The sequence below is a fragment of the Polaribacter atrinae genome (assembly GCF_038023995.1).
GTDB classification, from domain to species: domain Bacteria; phylum Bacteroidota; class Bacteroidia; order Flavobacteriales; family Flavobacteriaceae; genus Polaribacter; species Polaribacter atrinae.
On the sequence record NZ_CP150660.1, the window covers coordinates 592,172 to 612,343 of the forward strand.

A 20,172-nucleotide genomic window follows, 5' to 3' on the forward strand; every position below is an offset into this window, starting at 1 on the left:
TAGTTTAAGCTAATTTTTATTGAATTAAAATATATAATTAAAACCGTGCAAGATAGCAAAAATCGAAATATTAGTACCTTTTTTAGAACGTAAATGATTACCAACTAACACCAGCGCCACCACCTCCAGAACTACCGCCTCCAAAACTAGATGAAGAACTAAAAGATGAAGAACCAGAAGAAGACGAGCTAGCTTTTACTTTCTTTGAAATGATTATTTTCTTCTCATTTTGATAATTGCAATTACGACATTCATAATAATCAACTCTTTCTCCTTCCGACGTATAAGTCGCAGATTTTAAGAGTTTAGATGATTTTTTTCCGTACGTTTTATAATTACATTTTATACAATCACTATATTTTCTACTATTTTTTCCTTCATATTCTAAAATCAAGATATCACTGTGATCTTCGGTTACCCAAACATCATAACGAATTGCTTTTAGATCTTCTTCTAAGATTTGGGCAGCTTCTAAAAATTCATTTTCTGCCCATTCATTTTTAAGTTCTAACAATTTACCATTCACTTTACTATAACGAGGAGCTGTTCGGTATTCTTGTAAGCGTTTTTTAACCATTTTTGAAATGAAGAATAATGGAAATGGAAATAAAAAGATAAGACAACCTAATTTTAATTCTGCCAATCGATTATACTTGTCGTAAAAATCGTCTTTAGAAATTTGTGTTTGAAATATTACACCATAATAAAATAGTACCATCAACACGCAAATAATAGTATAACCAAATAATAAATAGTGAAACCATTGATAACTATCATCTTTTTGATGCACAATACTGCTACCATAAACCTCTTGAATAACTGATGGGTTATCTAAAAATTCACGGATACTAACCACCGAACTGATTAAACCTTTACCATAATTGCCATTCTTAAAGTTAGGCACAATTTCATTTACACCAATGCGATAACAAACAGCATCCGTTAAAATTGGCTCTAAACCATACCCTACTTCAAACTCAGTTCTACGTTGGTCCATTACCGTTAAAATTAGCAATCCGTTGTCTGTATCTGCTTTACCAACACCCCACAAGCCGAAAAGTTCTACCGCAAATTGCTTTGGAATTTCTTTACCAATACTTGGCAAGATCACTACTGCAACTTCTACAGATGTTTTTTGCTCTAACTCAAATAATAACCGATTTAGACGCTGTTCAGAACTAGCGTCTATTAAATCCTTTGGATCGGATACATACCCCAAAATTCCATTGCCTCTCGGACTCGGAACATCTTTAATAGCATAACTTTCTTTAGCATTATTATATGCTGGTGCTTTAAAATTCGGATAAATAACTTTAGATTCCTCAATCTTTTTTTGGTCTAAAGGATTTTTGATAGAAGTGTCTCTTACCGCTTCAGCATTGGGCGCAACTTCTGTAATACCTTGACCACTAATTGATATTGGTGTAAAAAAACAGCTTAACAGCAGACTGCACAATACATAATTTTTAGTCTGTTTAAAAAAGGGTGCAAGGTGTACTTTCATCAGTTATTTTTATATTCTTAAAACAAAAAAACTCGGTTTTATCTATCTATGACTAAACCTCTTTTCTCAACACCTCTAAAGGCGGACTTCTTAAAACTGATTTTAAATTACTCAAACCAATCAGTACCACTAAAAAGGTAATTCCGGGTAGAAATACCAAAAACGGAATTGCAGAAGGTATAAAAGGTTCTTTAAATATAAAAGTAGCTAATAACTGGCTTCCTATTAAAGATAATAAGATTCCTGTTAAACTACCTAAAACACCTAAATAGACATACTCTAAAGCTGTAATTTGCAAAATCTGTTTGCTTTTTGCACCTAAAGTTCTTAGCAATACACTTTCTTTAATTCGTTGGTATTTACTATTTCTAACAGAACCAATCAACACAATAAAACCTGTTAAAATGCTAAAAAATGCCATGAAATTAATAATCCAAGAGATTTTATCTAAAATATCTTCTACAATGGTAAAAACTTGACGTAAATCTAAAATAGTCACATTCGGAAATTCTTGCACCAATGCTCTTTGCAACTCTGCAGAACCTTCTTTATTGGGTACATGAGTTGTCATTACATTAAATTGAGGCGCATTTTCTAAAACTCCAGTCGGAAACAAAATCATAAAATTAACTTTCATACTGCTCCAATCTACTTTTCTAATACTTCCCACAACTGTTTCGATCAACACACCTTGAATGTTAAAAACAATTGGGTCTCCTACTTCTAAATTAGCATCATTAGCAAAATTATCTGAAACAGAAATAGGTATAGGATCTCCCTTCGTTATCTTACCTGTCCACTCGCCTTCTATAATCTCTTCTGTTTCTGCAAGTTTGTCTCTGTAAGTAACTCTAAACTCTCTATTTAAAATCCATTTACGCATTTTAACCGTAGTGTCTTTTCGAATCTCGTTTACTGATTTACCATGAAGACTTTGCATGCGCATGGTAATAATTGGTATGTTGTCAATGACCTCTAAACCTTTGCTTGTAAACGTTTTTAAAATAGCTGTTTCTTGCTTACTTTGAACATCCATTAAAATGATATTCGCATCATTCTTTTTATTTTCTATGGATGTTTTTGCAAGTAAAATATCCTTTGTAAAATACAACGTGCTTATTAAAAAAGTCCCCAATCCAATAGCTAAAACAAGTACCATCGTTTGGTTATTAGGCCTAAATAAGTTTAATAAACTTTGGCGCTTCGTATATCCCCAAGAACTTGGAAAAAACTTTTTAATCAACTTAATAAAAACATTGGCAACACCTGCCATAATAGCAAATGTGATAAAAATACCAGCTGTAAAAATCAATCCGTTTACGGCATCTTTTAACATCCAAAAAGAAAACAAATAGATAAAAAGTAAAATTGCAAATACTACTCCAATTCGTGCTTTTTTAGGTTTTTGTAGATTATCTTCAGAACCTCTTAAAACCTCTAATGGAGATACGTACCAAGTGCCTAACAAAGGTAATAATGCAAATAAAACCGACATTAAAACACCTAAGGAAAGTCCCATTAATATAGGTTGAGCAGAAATTGAAATGGCAACATCAAAAGGTAAAAAATCTTGTAATAGATACGGGAAAGCGTATTGTAAACTCACCCCAATGGCAGCACCAATGAAACCTCCAATCAACCCAATACCGATAATTTGTATCAAATAAATTAAAAAAGTTTGTTTTCTAGAAGCTCCTAAACATTTTAAAACAGCTACATTTTTTAGCTTTTCTTTGATGTAAATATGTACAGAGCTTGCAATACCAATGCACCCTAATAACAGTGCTATAAAAGCGACTAAGTTTAAAAACCGACTCACATTATCATACCTTCTTCCTAAGCGTTCACTTGTACCGGTATGAGTATCTAAATCTGCATTTTCTGTTTTAAGAATTGGATCTATATTTTTATCTAAAGCAACTAAATCCATCGTGGGAGCTTTAAAGAAGTATTGATATTCTTTTCTACTTCCTAATTGTAACAATTCGGTTTCTGCTACAAAACGATACGGAATTAAAACCGTTGGCGCCACAGAAGAAGAAATTGCTGTACTACCTGGAATTGATTTTAAAGCACCAATAATTTTAAACTTAGTTTTACCTAATTTAATAGAATCTCCGGGGTTTATCTTGTATTGTAAAAGCAAGGTAGCATCTACCAAAGCGCCTCCTAATTCTTGATATTTTGTTCCAGCATTTTCAGGTTCTGTAGATAAACTTCCGTAAAACGGAAAACCACCTTCCATAGCCCTAACTTTTACTAATTTTGTACCCTTATTTTTAGGAAAAGCAGCCATAGAAACAAAGTTGACTTCAGAAGCATCTGCTCCTAAAGAATCTATAATTGCTTGTACTTTTTTAGAAGGTATTTGTTTGCTATCAATAATAAAATCGGCACCCATCAAGGATTTCGACTGTAACTTTATGTTTTGTTTTAAATTATCGCTAAACAACTGAATGGAAACCACGGCTGCAATACCTAAAATAATAGATGCCATAAAAAGCAACAACCTAGAAAGGCTTGCTTTTCCATCTCTCCAAGCCATTTTTAATAGCCACTTAAAATTTATTTTTGAATTCATTTTACGCATTAACAGTGTTGGTTTTTTCGTTAGAAATAATCTTCCCTCCTTTTAATCGTAAAATTTGTTGCGTTCTATTTGCTAAATCTAAATCGTGCGTAATAATCACCAAAGTAGTGCCCGCTTCTTTGTTTAGTTCAAAAAGCAATTGAATTACTTTTTCACCAGTTTCTTCATCTAAATTCCCCGTTGGTTCATCGGCAAATAAAATAGAAGGTCTGTTAGAAAAAGCTCTTGCTAAAGCTACTCTTTGTTGCTCTCCTCCAGATAATTGAGAAGGGTAATGGTGTAGTCTATCTGCCAAACCTACTTTTTCTAATAATGCTGTACCAAACTTAGCTGCATTTTTATCACCTTGTAATTCTAAAGGAACAATAACGTTTTCTAAAGCAGTTAATGTAGGTAATAATTGAAAATTCTGAAAAATAAATCCGACTTCCTTGTTACGTAATGCTGCGCGTTCATCTTCATTTAAATCTTGTAAAGAGGTGCCACACAATTCAATAGTTCCAGAAGTTGGATAATCTAAACCTGCGCACAAACCTAATAAAGTAGTTTTTCCACTTCCTGAAGGCCCTACAATTGAAAATATACTTCCTTTTTCTACTTCAAATGAGATATTGCTAATTACTGTTAATTTTTTAGAACCGCTCGTATAAGTTTTCTCTAAATCATTAATCTTTAATATATTTGACATTACTTTTATTTAATTTTTTACTAAAATATTCCGATGTTGAAAAATAATCAATTGCTTATACATATCAACAATATATCTCAAAAGGTTTTCTTAAAATTTTGTTGTGTTTTTTTACTGATATTCATGTTTTCTTGTAAACAAGACACGACTAAAAATGCAACAAATACAGAAAAAACTACTACAGAAATCGAAATTAATCCGACAGAAACTAGTAGTGTAAAAACCATTGTTTTCTTTGGAGATAGTTTAACTGCAGGCTATGGATTAGAAGATGTAAACGATGCTTTTCCAGGAATCATTCAACAAAAAATAGACTCTTTAGAGTTAGGATATACTATTGTAAATTCTGGTGTTAGTGGTGAAACTACCTCTGGTGGAAAAAATAGAATTGATTGGGTGCTGAATCAAAAACCAACTATTTTTATTTTAGAATTGGGTGCTAATGATGGTTTAAGAGGTGTGCCGTTAAAACAATCTAAAGAAAACCTACAAGCTATTATAGATGCTGTTAAAAAGAAATATCCAGATACGATTATTGTACTAGCCGGAATGCAAATTCCACCAAATATGGGGCAAGAATATACTTCTGAGTTTAAAAATATGTTCCCAGATTTGGCTAAAAAAAATGATTTGCCTTTAATTCCTTTTTTATTAGAAAATGTAGGTGGTATCTCCGATTTAAATCAACGAGACGGAATTCATCCTACAAAAGAAGGTCATCAAATATTGGCTAAAAATGTATGGGCAGTTTTAAAACCAATTTTAAAATAAGATGAACATCAAAATGAAATTTTAAAACCTTTCAATATATTTTATGAAGAATATTTTTTTAATAATGTTCGCTTCACTCCTCTTCTTTTCTTGTTCACAACAATCAGAAATTAGTAAGCAATTTAATTGTACACCTACAACTTTTAAGAACTTAGAAAAAGTACAAGACGTTAAAAACTTGTTTTCTATAGAGATACCAAATACGTGGAAAACAAATTTATATTATGACGATTTACAGTCGTCTATTTATACCGCAGATACCACAAAACAATTAACAGAATCTTTGCTTTTAGATGTTACATTTATTAATAAAAACATTAATTTTGATACGTCTTTTAAATTAAAACAAGAGCAAGAAAATTTATCAAAAAGTCTTATCAAAATAAAATCTGAAGAGATTACTTTTTTAGAAAAACCTACTTACTTCACAGTTTCAAAAGGTAAAAAAGGTAAATTTGAATATCAAGTTTGTCATTTGTTTATAAAAACAAACGAACAAAATTTTATACTTGCAAAAGCTGAGATTTACGGAGATTCTTTAGTAAATAAAAGAGTATGCGATGCTTTTGCATTGCTAGAAAAAATTAAAAACATTCAATAAAATGATTGAAAAACAACACATTACCGATAGATTTATAAAATACGTAACCATAGACACAGAGTCAGACCCTAACAATCCTGCTTTTCCAAGTACCGAAAAACAATGGGATTTAGCCAATGTATTAGTAGAAGAACTAAAACAAATTGGTATGAAAGAGGTAGATTTAGATGACAATTGCTACATCATGGCAACTTTGCCTAGTAATTTAGACTATGAAGTACCAACCATAGGTTTTGTTGCGCACATAGATACAAGTCCAGATTTTACAGGTAAAAATGTAAAACCTCAAATTGTAGAAAATTATCAAGGAAACAATATTATTTTAAATGTAGAGGAAAACATTGTTTTATCTCCAGATTATTTTGATGATTTATTACAATATAAAGGTCAAACAATAATTACTACGGATGGTACTACACTTTTAGGCGCTGATGATAAAGCTGGAGTTACAGAAATTGTAACTGCTATGGAATACCTAATTCTGCATCCAGAAATTAAACACGGTAAAATTAGAATTTGCTTTACACCAGATGAAGAAGTTGGTAAAGGTGCTCACTTATTTGATGTGGCTAAATTTGGTGCAGAATGGGCATATACCATGGATGGAAGTCAGATTGGAGAATTAGAATATGAGAATTTTAATGCTGCCGGAGCAAAAGTAACCATTACGGGTAAAATTGTGCATCCAGGATATGCGAAAGGTAAAATGATCAATTCTATGTTAATTGCTAATGAATTTATCTCTGCGCTACCAACAAACGAAGTTCCTCAAAGAACAGAAGGTTATGAAGGCTTTTTTCATTTACATGACATTAACGGTAATGTAGAAAAAACTGTTTTAGAGTACATTATAAGAGATCATGATTTAGACTTATTTGAAAAGAGAAAAAGTTTAATTGAAAAAATTGCGTTAGATTTTAATACAAAATACAACCAAGACTTAATTGAAGTAACGATTAAAGATCAATACTTTAACATGAAAGAAAAAATTACTCCGGTAATGCACATTGTAGATATTGCAGAAGAAGTAATGAACGATTTAGGCATAACACCTTTAATTAAAGCAATTAGAGGAGGAACAGACGGCAGCCAACTGTCTTATAAAGGATTGCCTTGTCCTAATATTTTTGCTGGTGGACATAATTTTCATGGTAGATATGAATATGTGCCTGTAGAATCTATGGTAAAAGCAACAGAAGTAATTGTAGGGATTGCAGAAAAAGTTTCTGTAAAGTTTGCATAAAATTGATATAAAAAAAAGAGTCTTCAGTATCCTGAAGACTCAATATCATAGCATGATACTATTTACGTAAAATATTTCTTAAAAATAAAGCCCCTAATCTCTATCAATAATTATAAATTACACACAAATATAATATTTTTTATAACATCAACCTAATAATTAAAATAATTCAGGGTTTTTCCCCTTTACATCTTTAAAGAAAGAGTAAAACACCTCAAAATCAGCCTCTATGTTATCTGTTGTGTAGTAAGGTTTTGATATTTTTATCTTCTTATTTTTAAAATCTAAAGTCGCCATTACTATAGGAACCTTTGCTCCTTTTGCAATATAATAGAAGCCTGTTTTCCATTTATCAACCTTTTTTCTAGTTCCTTCCGGAGAAATTCCTAATCTAAATTCTTCTTTGGTATTAAAAACATCAATAACGGCATCAACCATATTTGTGCTTTTGCTTCTATCTACAGGTGTGCCTCCTAACGCTTTAAAGAAAAAACCAAACGGACCTTTAAAAAGGGATGATTTTCCAATAAAATGAACCATAGTACCAGAAGTCATTCTAGATAAAATGGCAATAGGAAAATCTAACCAACTGGTATGTGGTGCTGCGATTACAACATATTTTTTAGGTTCTTGAGGAAAATCGTTTTCTAGTTTCCAACCTAAAATGGTATATAATATAAATCTTGCAATTGTTTTCATAATTATAAGAAGCAAGCTTTAAAAAAATGCTTACTTAGAGGTTTAGTATTGTGATTTAAAATGATAAATTTATGAACTTAATTTGATATGATGAACGAAATGATAATTTACTTCTTAATTGCACTGATATTTAGCCTTGTAGGATTCTTAATAGGCAAGCTATTAACTAAATTGAATTCAGAAAAAGAGAAAGGAGATTCTCTAAAAGAAAAATCTGCTCTCGAATTTGAAATTTCTAAACTGACTGAAAATCTTAAAAATGCAGAAATTACTATTGATGATTTGCAAAGTGAGTTAAGATACATACAAAAAGAAAAAGAAAACCTTATTTCTGATAAAACGCGGTTAGAAACCGAATTTAAAAATGTATCAGAAAAGTTAGAAAACAATAAAAATGAAGTAGAAAAATTACAAGAAAAATTCACCAATAATTTTGAGGTTTTAGCGAATAAAATATTAGAAGAAAAATCGACTAAATTTACCCAACAGAACAAAGAAAACTTAAAAATAATTTTAAATCCATTACAAGAAAAAATTAAAGTTTTTGAAGATAAAGTAGATAAAACTCACAAAGAAAGTATCGATTATCACGCCGCTTTACGTCAGCAAATTCTAGGTTTAAAAGAGATGAATTTGCAAATGAGTAAAGAAACCATCAACCTAACAAAAGCACTAAAAGGAGATAATAAAACGCAAGGAAATTGGGGGGAACTAGTCTTAGAACGTGTTTTAGAAAAATCTGGTTTAGAGAAAGATAGAGAGTATTATGTACAGCAAAGCTTTACCAATGAAGATGGTAATAGAATTCTACCAGATGTTGTTATTCATTTGCCCGATAACAAGAAAATGATTGTAGATTCTAAAGTTTCTTTAACCGCTTATGAGCAATTTGTAAATGAAGAAGATGAAACTTTAAAAGCACAATTTTTAAAAGAACATGTAGCGTCACTTAGAAGACATGTAGAACAATTAAGCGCTAAGAAATACGAAGATATTTATAAAATTGAATCACCTGATTTTGTATTGCTTTTTATACCAATAGAACCTGCTTTTGCAGTAGCAATAAATAGCGATAATCATTTATATAATAAGGCGTTCGAAAAAAATATTGTTATCGTTACACCTACTACTCTTTTGGCAACTTTAAGAACCATAGATTCTATGTGGAATAATGAAAAGCAACAAAGAAATGCCTTAGAAATTGCAAGGCAAGCAGGTGCTTTGTATGATAAATTTAATGGATTATTAAATGATTTAATAGGCATTGGAAAACGAATTGATGATAGTAAGAGTGAATATTCTAATGCTATGAACAAACTTTTTGAAGGAAGAGGAAACTTAATTACTTCTGTAGAAAAGTTAAAGAAAATGGGTGCGAAAGCTAAAAAAGCCATTCCAGAGAATATTATTAAACGTGCTAATGAAATAGATTAATTGCTAATGAGTTACTATTTGGCTGAATGTAGTTAAATTAAATTTGACTTATTTTTTACTTTTGAATTAATTATTAAACTTTTTAAAACATAAAAATATGTCAGAAATAAAACACGAAAGAGGATTACATCCTTTAAAAGGAACCGTAAAAACAGATGAAAAAGATTCAGATAACAACAAAGAAAGTATCGTAGCAAAAATTGATAAAAAGAAAGACAAAGACAAATTAAAAAATCAAATACAAAGCTCTACTGATGACGCAAGTGAAATTGCAGAAAAAATTAAAAGTTCAGAAAAAGAATAACTTTTATCTAATGAGTCAAAACTTTAATTGATACCATTAATTACTAAATAAGAATCTTTTTAAATTTGTACTATTATTAACCAGTACTATTGTAAGTACATAAATGAAATGAATATGAACTCGGATACAGCAAAAGGGAATTGGAAACAAATAAAAGGAGAATTTAAAGAAAAATATGGTAGTATTACCAATGACAAGACTACTGAAGCAGAAGGCGCTTTTGATAAATTAGTAGGAGAAATTCAAGAAAAATACGGTAAAACTCGTGAAGCCATCGTAGAAGAAGTAAAAACCTGGTAAACAGTTTTTATACTATATTTAAAATAAAAAAAGCATCAAGAATTAACTTGATGCTTTTTTTATGTAGTTAAATAAGTTCTTGATACAATTTCTTAAAATGAAATTACTAGAACTCAAATAATCATATAAATACCATATGTAAAGGCATTTAGTTCTTACATTACAAATAATCTTCTTGCACTCATCATGTGCGCAACACGCTCACCAATTTTGTGTAAAGCATCTTCATTTGCAGCGTTTATAATTGCTTCATCAATAAAATTAACAACAGCTTTCATATCTTCTTCTTCTAAACCACGCGTAGTAATAGCAGCAGTTCCAATACGGATTCCTGAAGTTACAAACGGGCTTTTATCATCAAAAGGAACCATGTTTTTGTTTACTGTAATATCTGCTTTTCCAAGTGCAATTTCGGCATCTTTACCAGAAATGTTTTTATTACGTAAATCAATTAACATACAATGGTTGTCTGTTCCACCAGAGATAATATCATATCCTCTTGCAACAAATTCTTTTGCCATTTCTGCAGCATTTGCTTTTACTTGTAATTGGTATTCTAAAAACTCATCTGTTAAAGCTTCTCCAAAAGCAACTGCTTTAGCAGCAATAACATGCTCCAAAGGTCCACCTTGGTTTCCTGGAAAAACAGAAGAATTAATTAAAGTAGACATCTTTTTAGGATTTCCGTTTTTTAACGTTTCTCCAAAAGGATTGTCAAAATCTTTACCAATCATAATCATACCACCTCTTGGTCCACGTAAAGTTTTATGAGTTGTAGTTGTTACAATATGACAATGAGGAATTGGGTCATTTAAAATTCCCTTCGCAATTAAACCTGCAGGATGAGAAATATCTGCCATTAAAATAGCACCAACACTATCTGCAACTTCTCTAAATTTCTTAAAATCAATATCTCTAGAATATGCAGAAGCACCCGCAATAATTAATTTTGGTTTGTGTGCTTTAGCTTGTGCAGCTAAATGATCATAATCTATAATTCCGGTTTCTTTAACTACTCCATAAAAAACTGGATTGTATAATTTACCTGAAAAATTTACAGGAGATCCATGAGTTAAATGCCCACCATGAGATAAATCAAATCCTAAAACAGTATCACCAGGCTTTAAACAAGCAGCATACACTGCAGTATTTGCCTGAGAACCAGAGTGAGGTTGTACATTTACATACTCAGCTCCAAATAATTCTTTAGCTCTGTCTATAGCAATTTGCTCTATAACATCAACTACTTCACAACCTCCATAATATCTCTTACCAGGATATCCTTCAGCGTATTTATTAGTTAAAATAGAACCTTGGGCTCTCATAACATCATCACTTACAAAGTTTTCTGATGCGATTAATTCTAATCCATTTAACTGTCTTTCTTTTTCTTCCTGAATAAGATCAAAAATTTGATTGTCTATTTGCATTGTTGTTGTTTTTATAGAAGCATCAAAAATAATAAAATCATATTTGTAAAAATCATGTTTTAACTATATTTTATCATTTTTTATTATAATTATATATTTATTAAAAATGTACTGTTAAAAATGCATTTTTAATTGTTTTTTTATTTTTAAATGAAAAAAAATTATGTAGGTTTGATGAAAAATAAATTCCATTATAATGATCATAACAGCAAATAATCCGAATAGAAAATCCTGGTTAAAAGTAGATAAAGATTCAGACTTCCCAATTCAAAACATCCCCTTTGGTGTTTTTATCACTAGAGATGATATCATTACTATTGGTAGTAGAATTGGTAATTTTGCTATAGACTTAGGTGCTTTTCATCAATTAGGATATTTTGAAGGTATACCATTAACTGATGATATTTTTCTACAAGATAATTTAAATGATTTTATTGCCGATGGTCGTAAAACTTGGCGTCTGGTTAGAAACAGAATTGCAGAAGTTTTTGATGTTACGAATGGAACTTTAAGAGATAATGCCAATCATAAAGATAAAATTATCTTTAGAATGGACGAAGTAGAAATGTTAATACCTGTTGCTGTAGGTGATTACACAGATTTTTACGCTAGTAAAGAACACGCTACAAATGTAGGTTCTATATTTAGAGATCCAGAAAACGCATTGTTACCAAATTGGTTACACATACCTATTGGTTACCATGGTAGAAGTTCTTCTATTGTGCCATCTGGAACAAAAATTAGAAGACCATACGGACAATCAAAACCAGAAGAAGGAAGTGCAACTCCTGGTTTTGGGCCAACAAAATTATTAGATTTTGAACTAGAAATGGCATTCATTACAACAGATGCAAATGTGTTAGGTGATCGAATTCCGATTGAAGAAACAGAAGAATATATTTTTGGTCTGGTACAATTTAACGATTGGTCTGCAAGAGATATTCAAGCTTGGGAGTATATGCCATTAGGGCCGTTTTTAGGCAAAAGTTTTGCTTCAACAATTTCTCCTTGGATAGTAACTTTAGATGCTTTAGAGCCTTTTAGAGTAGAAAGCCCTAAACAAGTGTACGAACCATTACCTTATTTAAAACAAAAAGGTAAAGGAAGTTATGATATTCATTTACAAGTAGGTATTCAGCCAGAAAATGGTAAAGAAACAATCGTTTCTAATTCTAATTTTAAATACATGTATTGGACAATGGCACAACAATTAGCCCATCATACTGTAAATGGCTGCCCAATAGAATCTGGAGATTTAATGGGATCTGGTACTATTTCTGGACCAACAAAAGATAGTTATGGTTCTATGTTAGAATTGACTTGGAAAGGCCAAAACCCTATCAAATTAAGCGATGGTACAGAACGTAAATTTATCAATGATAATGATACCGTAATTATGCGAGCACATTGTAAAAATGATAAAGTTCGTATTGGTTTTGGAGAATGTGTAGGTAAAATTCTACCTGCTAAATAAAATCTAAATCCTTATATAAAAAAATAGCTTCACAATTTGTGAAGCTATTTTTAGTTTTATGCTATAATTTTTTTCAGTAAAAGAAAAACATTTCGTTCTAAAACATCTACAGAACCATCTGCAAAAAAGACGTTTTTAATATCTTTTAATAGTTGCTCTTTTTCTACGTTTGTATATTTATTTTCAGCTAAGTAAGTTTTAATTTTCTCCATAGCCTGATAATCATTGTCGTGTACAATTTCTGTATGTATGCTATTAAATAAACTCTCATTTACTTTCGATAAAATATAGGCACTTTCAGATTCTGTTTCTATATAATTACTTTGTGCTGCATACAATAATACATAAGTCTGAAATTCTTCTTTCGTCCAATTGATGTTCATAATGTTTGTTTTTAAATTTCTATTGGTAAATTTTCAATACTTCCCCACTCTGTCCAAGATCCATCATATACTGCGTAATTTTTAATTCCTGATATTTCTGCACCTAAAGCCAATACAGAAGCAGTTATACCAGTTCCACAAGAAAAAATAAAAGATTTCTTTTTAGGGTTTATTTTTTTGAAGATTTCTTTTAATACTGCTTCAGTTTTAAACGTTCCATTTTCTAAAACCTCGTTAAAAGGCAAGCTCACCGAATTAGGAATATGACCTCCTTTTACATCATTTCTTGGTTCTGGTTCTGCGCTATTAAAACGACCTTTAGAGCGTGCATCTACAATTAGAATCGTTTTATTTTTGATTGCAGTAAGAACATCCTCTTTAAATTTTATTTTTTCTGGTTGATAATTGACTTCAAAATCACCTTTTAAATGATCCTTCTTTTTCTGATTTTCAACAGGAAACTTATTTTCATTCCACTTAGGAAAACCACCATCTAAAACTGCCACATTTGTAAACCCCATTAATTGAAACATCCACCAAACTCTTGGAGAAGAATAGATTCCTAAATCGTCGTAACAAACAATAATACTGTCTTTATATACACCTATTTCTTGTGCTTTAACTTCAAATTCTTTTGGTGTTAAAATAGTATTCGGAAATGGTGCCGTTGTATCAGAAAATATATTTTTTATATCAAAAAAAAGAGCTCCTTTAACCTGTAATTTTTCATCAGAATTATGAGTGTTCGATTTCTCAGTTACTTTAGGAATGGTGCAATCTAAAATAATTAGATTTTTATTCTCTAAGTTTTTCTGTAACCAATTTACAGAAACGATTGGTTTTGTAACTTTTAACGACATCATATAAAGAATTAAACAGATTAAACATCCTCTTTACCATCTTAAAATAAATTTTATATGTAAAGATGAAACACGTTTTCTTAAACTATTTTACATTTTCATAATTATCATCCCATTCCTCTGGCTTAGGATCGTGTAACTTATCTAAAGACTTAGCAATAATCATTGCCACAGTAGCATCTCCTGTTACATTTACTGTTGTTCTCATCATATCTAATGGTCTGTCTACAGCAAATATAAGTGCTAACCCAATAGGTAATAATTCTGGAGGAAAACCAATAGATTCTAATACTATAACCAACATTACCATACCTGCACTAGGCACCGCAGCAGAACCTATTGATGCTAATAAAGCAGTGGCTACAATAACAATTTGGTTCGAAAACGTGAGGCCTTCTGGCCAAATAACTTGCATAATAAAAACGGCTGCAATAGCTTGGTATAAACTTGTACCGTCCATATTTATCGTTGCTCCAACAGGTAAAACAAAACCAGCAACTTCTGGATCTACTCCTAAATGTTCTTCTACTCTTTCCATAGTAACCGGCAAGGTTGCCGCACTCGAACTTGTAGAAAACGCTAATAACTGAGCTGGACTTATTTGCTTTAAAAACCAAAGAGGTGATTTTTTTGTATATACAGCAACTAAAATCAAGTAGAAACCAATCATTAATATCAATCCACCTACTACACAAAGTGCATAAACTAGTAGCTTCAAGAGGATTTCTGTATCATCAAAAGCAATAATTACGTTAGATAACAAAGCAAAAACAGCATAAGGAGCAAAAAGCATTATTAAATCTACCATTTTCATGACTACTTCATTTAAAGAGTCAAAGAAATCCATTAAAGGTTTTGCTTTTTTCTCTGGAATTAATAGTAAAGAAATTCCAACAAAAAGAGCAAAAAAGATAATTTGCAGCATGCTTGCATTTGCTAATGAAGTAAAAATATTGCTCGGAAAAATATCCACTAAAGACTGTAACGGCCCAGAGCTACTTTGTGCACTTGCCATTGCTAATTTGTCTACAACATCAGAAGATGTTTCATATTTAGTTTTTATTTTTTCAATTGTATCTGCAGACATACCAGCTCCTGGTTTTACAACATTTACAATTCCTAACCCAATTACAATTGCAACTAAAGTAGTTAGCATATATATAATCATGGTTCTAATTCCCATTTTTTTAATTTTAGAAATATCTTTTAGATCAGAAATTCCTTTAATTAAAGAAGCTAAAATTAATGGTACTGCAATTAGTTTTAATAAGTTTATAAAAATTGTCCCAAAAGGTTTTACCCAATCCGTAACAAAACCTTTACCTCCATCAACAGAATTCATTATAAAGCCAAAAACAATTCCAAGAACCATTCCTATTAAAATTTTCCAATGTAGTGCTAGTTTTTTCATTAAATAGTTTAAAAATTAAGATTTTGAAAGGTAAAAAAAAAATTAAAAGGATGAGTGACTTTATTTGTATATTGTGTCATAAAAGTAGAAAATATTCATATTAATTATTAAAAACATAAAAATGGCAGGTATATTAGACTTATTAAATAGTGATTTAGGAAAACAAATTATTTCAGGGGTTTCAAGTTCAACAGGAAATGACAACAGTAAAACAAGTAGTGTTTTAACAATGGCTTTACCTGTTTTAATGAAAGCTATGGAGAGAAATGCTGCTACACCTGAAGGTGCTGCAGGAATAATGGGGGCTTTATCTAGTAAACATGATGGTAGTATTTTAGATAATCTTGGAGGTTTATTTAACGGTGGTGTAGATGAAAGTGTAAAACAAGATGGAGCTGGAATTTTAAGTCATATTTTAGGAAGTAAACAACAAGGTGTACAACAAGTTATTGGTCAGAAATCTGGTTTAGATGCAGATGCTGTAGCTAATATTTTAAAAGTAGCTGCTCCTTTATTAATGGGAGTTTTAGGAAAACAATCTAAAGAAAACAACGTTACTGATTCTTCTGGATTAGGTGGTTTATTAGGTGGAATGTTAGGTGGTAATGATGCTGCTAACGAACAAAGTTTCTTAGAAAAAATACTTGATGCAGACGGAGATGGTAGTGTAGTAGATGATGTTGCTGGAATGTTTTTAGGTGGTGATAAAAAAGAATCTGGAGGAATTGGAAGTTTATTAGGTGGTCTTTTTGGAAAATAAAAATACGAACCTTTAAATCATAAAAAAAGCTCAAACTAATTAGTTTGAGCTTTTTTTATGATTTAAACTTAATATTATAGGCTATAAATAAGTGAGTTATACCAAAACAGACTTTTTATTCAACTTTATTCTTATAACAAGATTTATAAATTTCTTCATAAACCGGTAATATATTTTCTAGTGAAAACCTTTTAGCATGTTCTCTTGCGTTATTTTTAAACGTTTCTAAAGTTTCATCTTTTTTTAAAATAGATATTGCATTTTTTGCCATATCTTTTATATCTCCTAAATCACTTAAATAACCAGTAACTCCATGTATGTTAACTTCTGGTAACCCTCCAGTATTTGTAGAAATTACAGGTGTTTTTGCTGCCATAGCTTCTAATGCAGCTAACCCAAAACTCTCTGTTTGAGATGGTAATAAGAAAACATCAGAATAACACAAAACTTTAGCTACTTCAGAACTATTTCCTAAGAAAAGTACATCCTTAGAAATTTTTAATTTATTCACTAAGTTTTCAGCGTGTATTCTTTCTGGCCCTTCACCAACTAATAATAGTTTTGAAGGAATTTCTTTCTGAACTTCATAAAAGATCTTAATTACATCTTCTACCCTTTTTACTGGTCTAAAATTACTAATATGTGTTAAAATACGTTCATGTGGTTTTGCAATTGCTATTCTATTGCATTCTGCATCATGTGCATTATCGTACTTGTCCACATCAATAAAATTATAAATAACTTTTATATCTTTAGTGATCTTAAATAACGTATTAGAGGTTTCTTTTAAATTGTTAGAAACTGCAGTAACAACATCAGAATTATTAATACTAAATTCTACAGCCGTTTTATACGTAGGATGACTACCTACTAAAGTAATATCAGTTCCATGTAAAGTCGTTACAACTCTAACATCTAACCCTTTTTCCTTTAACATTTGCTTTGCCATATATGCCGCATACGCATGTGGTATTGCATAATGTACATGTAAAACTTCTAAATCATGTTCTTTAACTACTTCTACCATTTTACTAGACAGCGCTAGTTCATATGGTTGGTATTCAAAAAGAGGGTATTCTTCTATTACTACTTGGTGAAAATGTAAGTTATGAGTTAAAAAATCTAAACGAACTGGTTGGTTATAAGTGATAAAATGAACTTCATGTCCTTTATCTGCCAAAGCCATTCCTAACTCTGTAGCTACTACTCCACTTCCCCCAAATGTTGGGTAACAAACAATTCCTATTTTCATATAACTTTTTGAAATATTAAATGATTCAAAATTAAAGATTTATAAATATGAATCTTTAGTTGTAAATATACTTCTATTCTTACAGTCGAAATCTAAATAAAAACATAAAAAAAGCTTTTCAATTAGATCGAAAAGCTTTTTTAATATAATAATTTTAGAATCTAAAGAGCTTAGTTTCTAGTAATCTCCTAATGTTGCTGGGTTTTGAGCCAATGCATTTTCTAACTGCTCATCACTTGGTGCTTTACCATGCCAAGCATGCGTGTGCATCATAAAATCTACACCATTCCCCATTTCTGTATGTAATAAAATACACACTGGTTTTCCTTTTCCTGTCAATGCTTTTGCTTCTGCTAAACCAGCTAATATTGCATCAATATCGTTTCCTTTTTTAACATCGATAACATCCCAATCAAAAGCTTCAAACTTAGCTCTGATGCTTCCCATTGCTAAAACTTCATCCGTAGTTCCGTCAATTTGTTTTTCGTTTAAATCGATTGTACAAATAATGTTGTCTACTTTTTTTGCTGATGCGTACATAATTGCTTCCCAGTTTTGCCCTTCTTGCAATTCACCATCACCATGTAAACTATATACTATTTTATCGTCTCCATTTAACTTTTTTGCTTGCGCAGCACCTAAAGCATTAGACATTCCTTGACCTAAAGATCCAGAAGCCATTCTAACACCTGGTAAACCTTCATGCGTAGTTGGGTGTCCTTGTAAACGAGAATTTAACAATCTAAAAGTTGATAATTCTTCTACAGGGAAAAATCCACTATGCGCCAAAACACTATAAAATACAGGAGAAATATGTCCGTTTGAAAGGAAGAATAAATCCTCATTCTTACCGTCCATTGTAAAATCTGTAGAATAGTCCATTACTTCTTGATATAAGCATGTAATAAATTCTGCACATCCTAAAGATCCACCTGGGTGACCAGAGTTAACTTTATGAACCATGCGTAATATATCTCTACGAACTTGTTGCGTAAAATCTTGTAATTGTTGTGTTGTTGGCATTTTGTTATTTTAATTTGGACAAAAGTAATTTTTTTAATAGCAACTTACAAGATTATTTATAAGCAAAAAGCAGCTTTATTAACAATTAAAAAAATATTTGAGTAAAATGGTAATTTTTTAGTGATAAAAATCTACGTTTTTTGCTTTTTTTTCTTTGCTGCAGGAAATAACACATTATTTAAAATTAAACGATAACCAGGTGATGTTGGGTGTAAATCTAATTCCGTTTTTGGGTCACCAACTCTATGTGAATAATCTTCTGGGTCATGACCTCCATAAAAAGTAAACATTCCTTTTCCTTTAGTACCATGAATATAACGTGCTTCTCTATTGGTTTTATTTTCTCCTAAAACCAAAACACTAGTTTTTACTGTATTTCTATCAAAAGAAGTGGTTTGTCCCATAAAACCTTTTACCAAAACGGTATGGTTTTGAGTCAACATGGTTGGTACAGGATCCCATTTTGCAGAAAACTCTCCTAAAGAAAAATAATCTGATGTTTTGGGTATGGTTCGTTTACTCGTCATATCTATGGTAGAGAACTCATAGGTAGCTGGATTTTTAATTAATTGAAAATCTTTAAAAGCAAAGGTTTTATTATAATTAATTTTCGATTGATAATTTAATTCAGAAGCATCACCATCAAACATTGCTTCAGCAATATCTACTCCTTCTGCAGATAAAGCAATATCAAAACTATCGGTTGCAGAACACATGGCAAACATAAAACCACCACCAACTACATAATCTCTTATTTTTTTTGCAACTGCTAATTTTTGTTCAGAAACCTTAGTGAATCCTAATTCTAATGCTTGTTTTTCTGCTCTTAATTTACCTTCTACATACCAAGGAGCGGTTCTAAAAGCTCCATAAAACTTACCATGCTGACCTGTAAAATCTTCGTGATGTAAATGCAACCACTCATATAATAGTAGTTTATCTTCTAATACTTCTTTATCGTAAATTACATCAAACGGAATCTCAGCATAGGTTAAAACCATTGTTACTGCATCATCCCAAGGCATTTTATCTTTTGGTGAATACACAGCTATTTTTGGTGCTTTTTCTAAAGTAACTGCATCTTGATTAGAAGATGGTGATGAAATTTCTTGTAATATTAATTGAGCTTTTGCATCTGAAATTATTTGATAAGAAACACCTCGTATTTTACATTCATTTTCTGCTATTTTATTGTTTTCTATTAAAAAAGCGCCACCATCATAATTTAATAACCATTTCGATTTTAGGCCTGCTTTTAATGAAAAATATACAATTCCGTAGGCTTTTAGATGATTTTTTTGATTCTCATAACTCATCGGTACATAAATAAAAGATGCCCAAATTGAATTTGAGATAAAAAGAAGTGTTAAGGATATTAAAAGTTTTTTCATACCAAAAACTAAAATACACAATTACTTTAAAGCAATTGTGTATTTCTATAATTT

General features: G+C 30.9%; 19 protein-coding genes. 8 read left to right on the forward strand and 11 right to left on the reverse strand.

The window, feature by feature from the left end; genetic code table 11:
• Window positions 1-97: 97 nt before the first annotated feature.
• Genes WG945_RS02735 through WG945_RS02745 form a run of 3 tightly spaced genes read right to left on the reverse strand, consistent with a single transcriptional unit; the run spans window position 98 to window position 4,782 of the window.
• Window positions 98-1,504, reverse strand: a complete 1,407-nt coding sequence (locus tag WG945_RS02735; RefSeq protein WP_068452922.1) for a TPM domain-containing protein — start codon at window positions 1,502-1,504, stop codon at window positions 98-100.
• A gap of 52 nt (window positions 1,505-1,556) precedes the next feature.
• Complete coding sequence (locus tag WG945_RS02740) at window positions 1,557-4,049, reverse strand: ABC transporter permease (RefSeq protein ID WP_068453023.1); 2,493 nt, start codon at window positions 4,047-4,049, stop codon at window positions 1,557-1,559.
• Window positions 4,050-4,086: 37 nt separating this feature from the next.
• Window positions 4,087-4,782 carry an ABC transporter ATP-binding protein gene (locus tag WG945_RS02745; RefSeq protein WP_068452925.1) on the reverse strand — a complete coding sequence of 232 codons (696 nt, stop codon included), beginning with the start codon at window positions 4,780-4,782 and terminating at the stop codon, window positions 4,087-4,089.
• 123 nt (window positions 4,783-4,905) lie between these two features.
• Between WG945_RS02745 and WG945_RS02750 the strand changes: the two genes are divergently transcribed.
• Genes WG945_RS02750 through pepT form a run of 3 tightly spaced genes read left to right on the forward strand, consistent with a single transcriptional unit; the run spans window position 4,906 to window position 7,397 of the window.
• Window positions 4,906-5,553 (forward strand): arylesterase, encoded by a 648-nt coding sequence (locus WG945_RS02750; protein ID WP_231874717.1) that lies wholly within the window; start codon window positions 4,906-4,908, stop codon window positions 5,551-5,553.
• 43 nt (window positions 5,554-5,596) lie between these two features.
• Window positions 5,597-6,154, forward strand: a complete 558-nt coding sequence (locus WG945_RS02755) for a hypothetical protein (protein ID WP_157603733.1) — start codon at window positions 5,597-5,599, stop codon at window positions 6,152-6,154.
• Window position 6,155: 1 nt separating this feature from the next.
• A complete protein-coding gene (gene pepT / locus WG945_RS02760; RefSeq protein ID WP_068452934.1) occupies window positions 6,156-7,397 on the forward strand; it encodes a peptidase T in 1,242 nt (413 codons plus the stop codon).
• Between the two features lie 159 nt (window positions 7,398-7,556).
• Here the strand turns inward: pepT and WG945_RS02765 are convergent, their stop codons facing one another.
• Window positions 7,557-8,096, reverse strand: a complete 540-nt coding sequence (locus WG945_RS02765) for a 1-acyl-sn-glycerol-3-phosphate acyltransferase (RefSeq protein WP_068452937.1) — start codon at window positions 8,094-8,096, stop codon at window positions 7,557-7,559.
• 90 nt (window positions 8,097-8,186) lie between these two features.
• On the opposite strand from WG945_RS02765, the gene rmuC reads away from it, so the two are divergent.
• The 3 genes from rmuC (at window position 8,187) to WG945_RS02780 (ending at window position 10,134) form a co-directional block, all read left to right on the forward strand.
• Window positions 8,187-9,530 (forward strand): DNA recombination protein RmuC, encoded by a 1,344-nt coding sequence (gene rmuC, locus WG945_RS02770; protein ID WP_068452940.1) that lies wholly within the window; start codon window positions 8,187-8,189, stop codon window positions 9,528-9,530.
• Between the two features lie 97 nt (window positions 9,531-9,627).
• On the forward strand, window positions 9,628-9,834 hold the full coding sequence (locus WG945_RS02775) for a hypothetical protein (protein WP_068452943.1): 207 nt from the start codon (window positions 9,628-9,630) through the stop codon (window positions 9,832-9,834).
• 114 nt (window positions 9,835-9,948) lie between these two features.
• Window positions 9,949-10,134, forward strand: coding sequence for a CsbD family protein (locus tag WG945_RS02780; RefSeq protein WP_068452947.1), 186 nt, complete (start codon window positions 9,949-9,951; stop codon window positions 10,132-10,134).
• 155 nt (window positions 10,135-10,289) lie between these two features.
• Here the strand turns inward: WG945_RS02780 and glyA are convergent, their stop codons facing one another.
• The gene (glyA, locus tag WG945_RS02785; protein ID WP_068452949.1) at window positions 10,290-11,564 is read right to left on the reverse strand and encodes a serine hydroxymethyltransferase; all 1,275 of its coding nucleotides are present in this window, start codon (window positions 11,562-11,564) and stop codon (window positions 10,290-10,292) included.
• A 196-nt stretch (window positions 11,565-11,760) separates the two neighbouring features.
• On the opposite strand from glyA, the gene fahA reads away from it, so the two are divergent.
• Window positions 11,761-13,038: a fumarylacetoacetase gene (gene fahA, locus WG945_RS02790; RefSeq protein ID WP_068452951.1), complete on the forward strand. Its 1,278-nt coding sequence runs from the start codon at window positions 11,761-11,763 to the stop codon at window positions 13,036-13,038.
• Window positions 13,039-13,094: 56 nt separating this feature from the next.
• Here fahA and WG945_RS02795 read toward each other — a convergent pair whose 3' ends face one another.
• From WG945_RS02795 to WG945_RS02805, 3 genes are all read right to left on the reverse strand, one after another.
• Entirely contained in the window at window positions 13,095-13,421 is a 327-nt protein-coding gene (locus tag WG945_RS02795) for a hypothetical protein (protein WP_068452954.1), read from the reverse strand.
• Between the two features lie 11 nt (window positions 13,422-13,432).
• Complete coding sequence (locus tag WG945_RS02800; protein WP_068452961.1) at window positions 13,433-14,284, reverse strand: sulfurtransferase; 852 nt, start codon at window positions 14,282-14,284, stop codon at window positions 13,433-13,435.
• Window positions 14,285-14,366: 82 nt separating this feature from the next.
• Window positions 14,367-15,692, reverse strand: a complete 1,326-nt coding sequence (locus WG945_RS02805; RefSeq protein ID WP_068452962.1) for a dicarboxylate/amino acid:cation symporter — start codon at window positions 15,690-15,692, stop codon at window positions 14,367-14,369.
• Window positions 15,693-15,813: 121 nt separating this feature from the next.
• Here WG945_RS02805 and WG945_RS02810 point away from each other — a divergent pair, with 121 nt between their 5' ends.
• Window positions 15,814-16,452, forward strand: a complete 639-nt coding sequence (locus WG945_RS02810) for a DUF937 domain-containing protein (protein WP_068452968.1) — start codon at window positions 15,814-15,816, stop codon at window positions 16,450-16,452.
• A gap of 115 nt (window positions 16,453-16,567) precedes the next feature.
• Here WG945_RS02810 and bshA read toward each other — a convergent pair whose 3' ends face one another.
• The 3 genes from bshA to WG945_RS02825 all read right to left on the reverse strand — a co-directional run bounded on the left by bshA (window position 16,568) and on the right by WG945_RS02825 (window position 20,043).
• Window positions 16,568-17,704, reverse strand: coding sequence for an N-acetyl-alpha-D-glucosaminyl L-malate synthase BshA (gene bshA, locus WG945_RS02815; protein ID WP_068452971.1), 1,137 nt, complete (start codon window positions 17,702-17,704; stop codon window positions 16,568-16,570).
• Between the two features lie 177 nt (window positions 17,705-17,881).
• Window positions 17,882-18,727, reverse strand: coding sequence for a transketolase (locus WG945_RS02820; RefSeq protein WP_068452973.1), 846 nt, complete (start codon window positions 18,725-18,727; stop codon window positions 17,882-17,884).
• 131 nt (window positions 18,728-18,858) lie between these two features.
• Window positions 18,859-20,043, reverse strand: a complete 1,185-nt coding sequence (locus WG945_RS02825; RefSeq protein WP_068453026.1) for an asparagine synthetase B — start codon at window positions 20,041-20,043, stop codon at window positions 18,859-18,861.
• Window positions 20,044-20,172 lie beyond the last annotated feature (129 nt).

Coding starts and splice junctions, on each gene's coding strand:
- WG945_RS02735 (WP_068452922.1), bottom strand. CDS start 1,504: ATGAAAGTACACCTTGCACCCTTTTTTAAACAGACTAAAAATTATGTA.
- WG945_RS02740 (WP_068453023.1), bottom strand. CDS start 4,049: ATGGCTTGGAGAGATGGAAAAGCAAGCCTTTCTAGGTTGTTGCTTTTT.
- WG945_RS02745 (WP_068452925.1), bottom strand. CDS start 4,782: ATGTCAAATATATTAAAGATTAATGATTTAGAGAAAACTTATACGAGC.
- WG945_RS02750 (WP_231874717.1), top strand. CDS start 4,906: ATGTTTTCTTGTAAACAAGACACGACTAAAAATGCAACAAATACAGAA.
- WG945_RS02755 (WP_157603733.1), top strand. CDS start 5,597: ATGAAGAATATTTTTTTAATAATGTTCGCTTCACTCCTCTTCTTTTCT.
- pepT (WP_068452934.1), top strand. CDS start 6,156: ATGATTGAAAAACAACACATTACCGATAGATTTATAAAATACGTAACC.
- WG945_RS02765 (WP_068452937.1), bottom strand. CDS start 8,096: ATGAAAACAATTGCAAGATTTATATTATATACCATTTTAGGTTGGAAA.
- rmuC (WP_068452940.1), top strand. CDS start 8,187: ATGAACGAAATGATAATTTACTTCTTAATTGCACTGATATTTAGCCTT.
- WG945_RS02775 (WP_068452943.1), top strand. CDS start 9,628: ATGTCAGAAATAAAACACGAAAGAGGATTACATCCTTTAAAAGGAACC.
- WG945_RS02780 (WP_068452947.1), top strand. CDS start 9,949: ATGAACTCGGATACAGCAAAAGGGAATTGGAAACAAATAAAAGGAGAA.
- glyA (WP_068452949.1), bottom strand. CDS start 11,564: ATGCAAATAGACAATCAAATTTTTGATCTTATTCAGGAAGAAAAAGAA.
- fahA (WP_068452951.1), top strand. CDS start 11,761: ATGATCATAACAGCAAATAATCCGAATAGAAAATCCTGGTTAAAAGTA.
- WG945_RS02795 (WP_068452954.1), bottom strand. CDS start 13,421: ATGAACATCAATTGGACGAAAGAAGAATTTCAGACTTATGTATTATTG.
- WG945_RS02800 (WP_068452961.1), bottom strand. CDS start 14,284: ATGATGTCGTTAAAAGTTACAAAACCAATCGTTTCTGTAAATTGGTTA.
- WG945_RS02805 (WP_068452962.1), bottom strand. CDS start 15,692: ATGAAAAAACTAGCACTACATTGGAAAATTTTAATAGGAATGGTTCTT.
- WG945_RS02810 (WP_068452968.1), top strand. CDS start 15,814: ATGGCAGGTATATTAGACTTATTAAATAGTGATTTAGGAAAACAAATT.
- bshA (WP_068452971.1), bottom strand. CDS start 17,704: ATGAAAATAGGAATTGTTTGTTACCCAACATTTGGGGGAAGTGGAGTA.
- WG945_RS02820 (WP_068452973.1), bottom strand. CDS start 18,727: ATGCCAACAACACAACAATTACAAGATTTTACGCAACAAGTTCGTAGA.
- WG945_RS02825 (WP_068453026.1), bottom strand. CDS start 20,043: ATGAGTTATGAGAATCAAAAAAATCATCTAAAAGCCTACGGAATTGTA.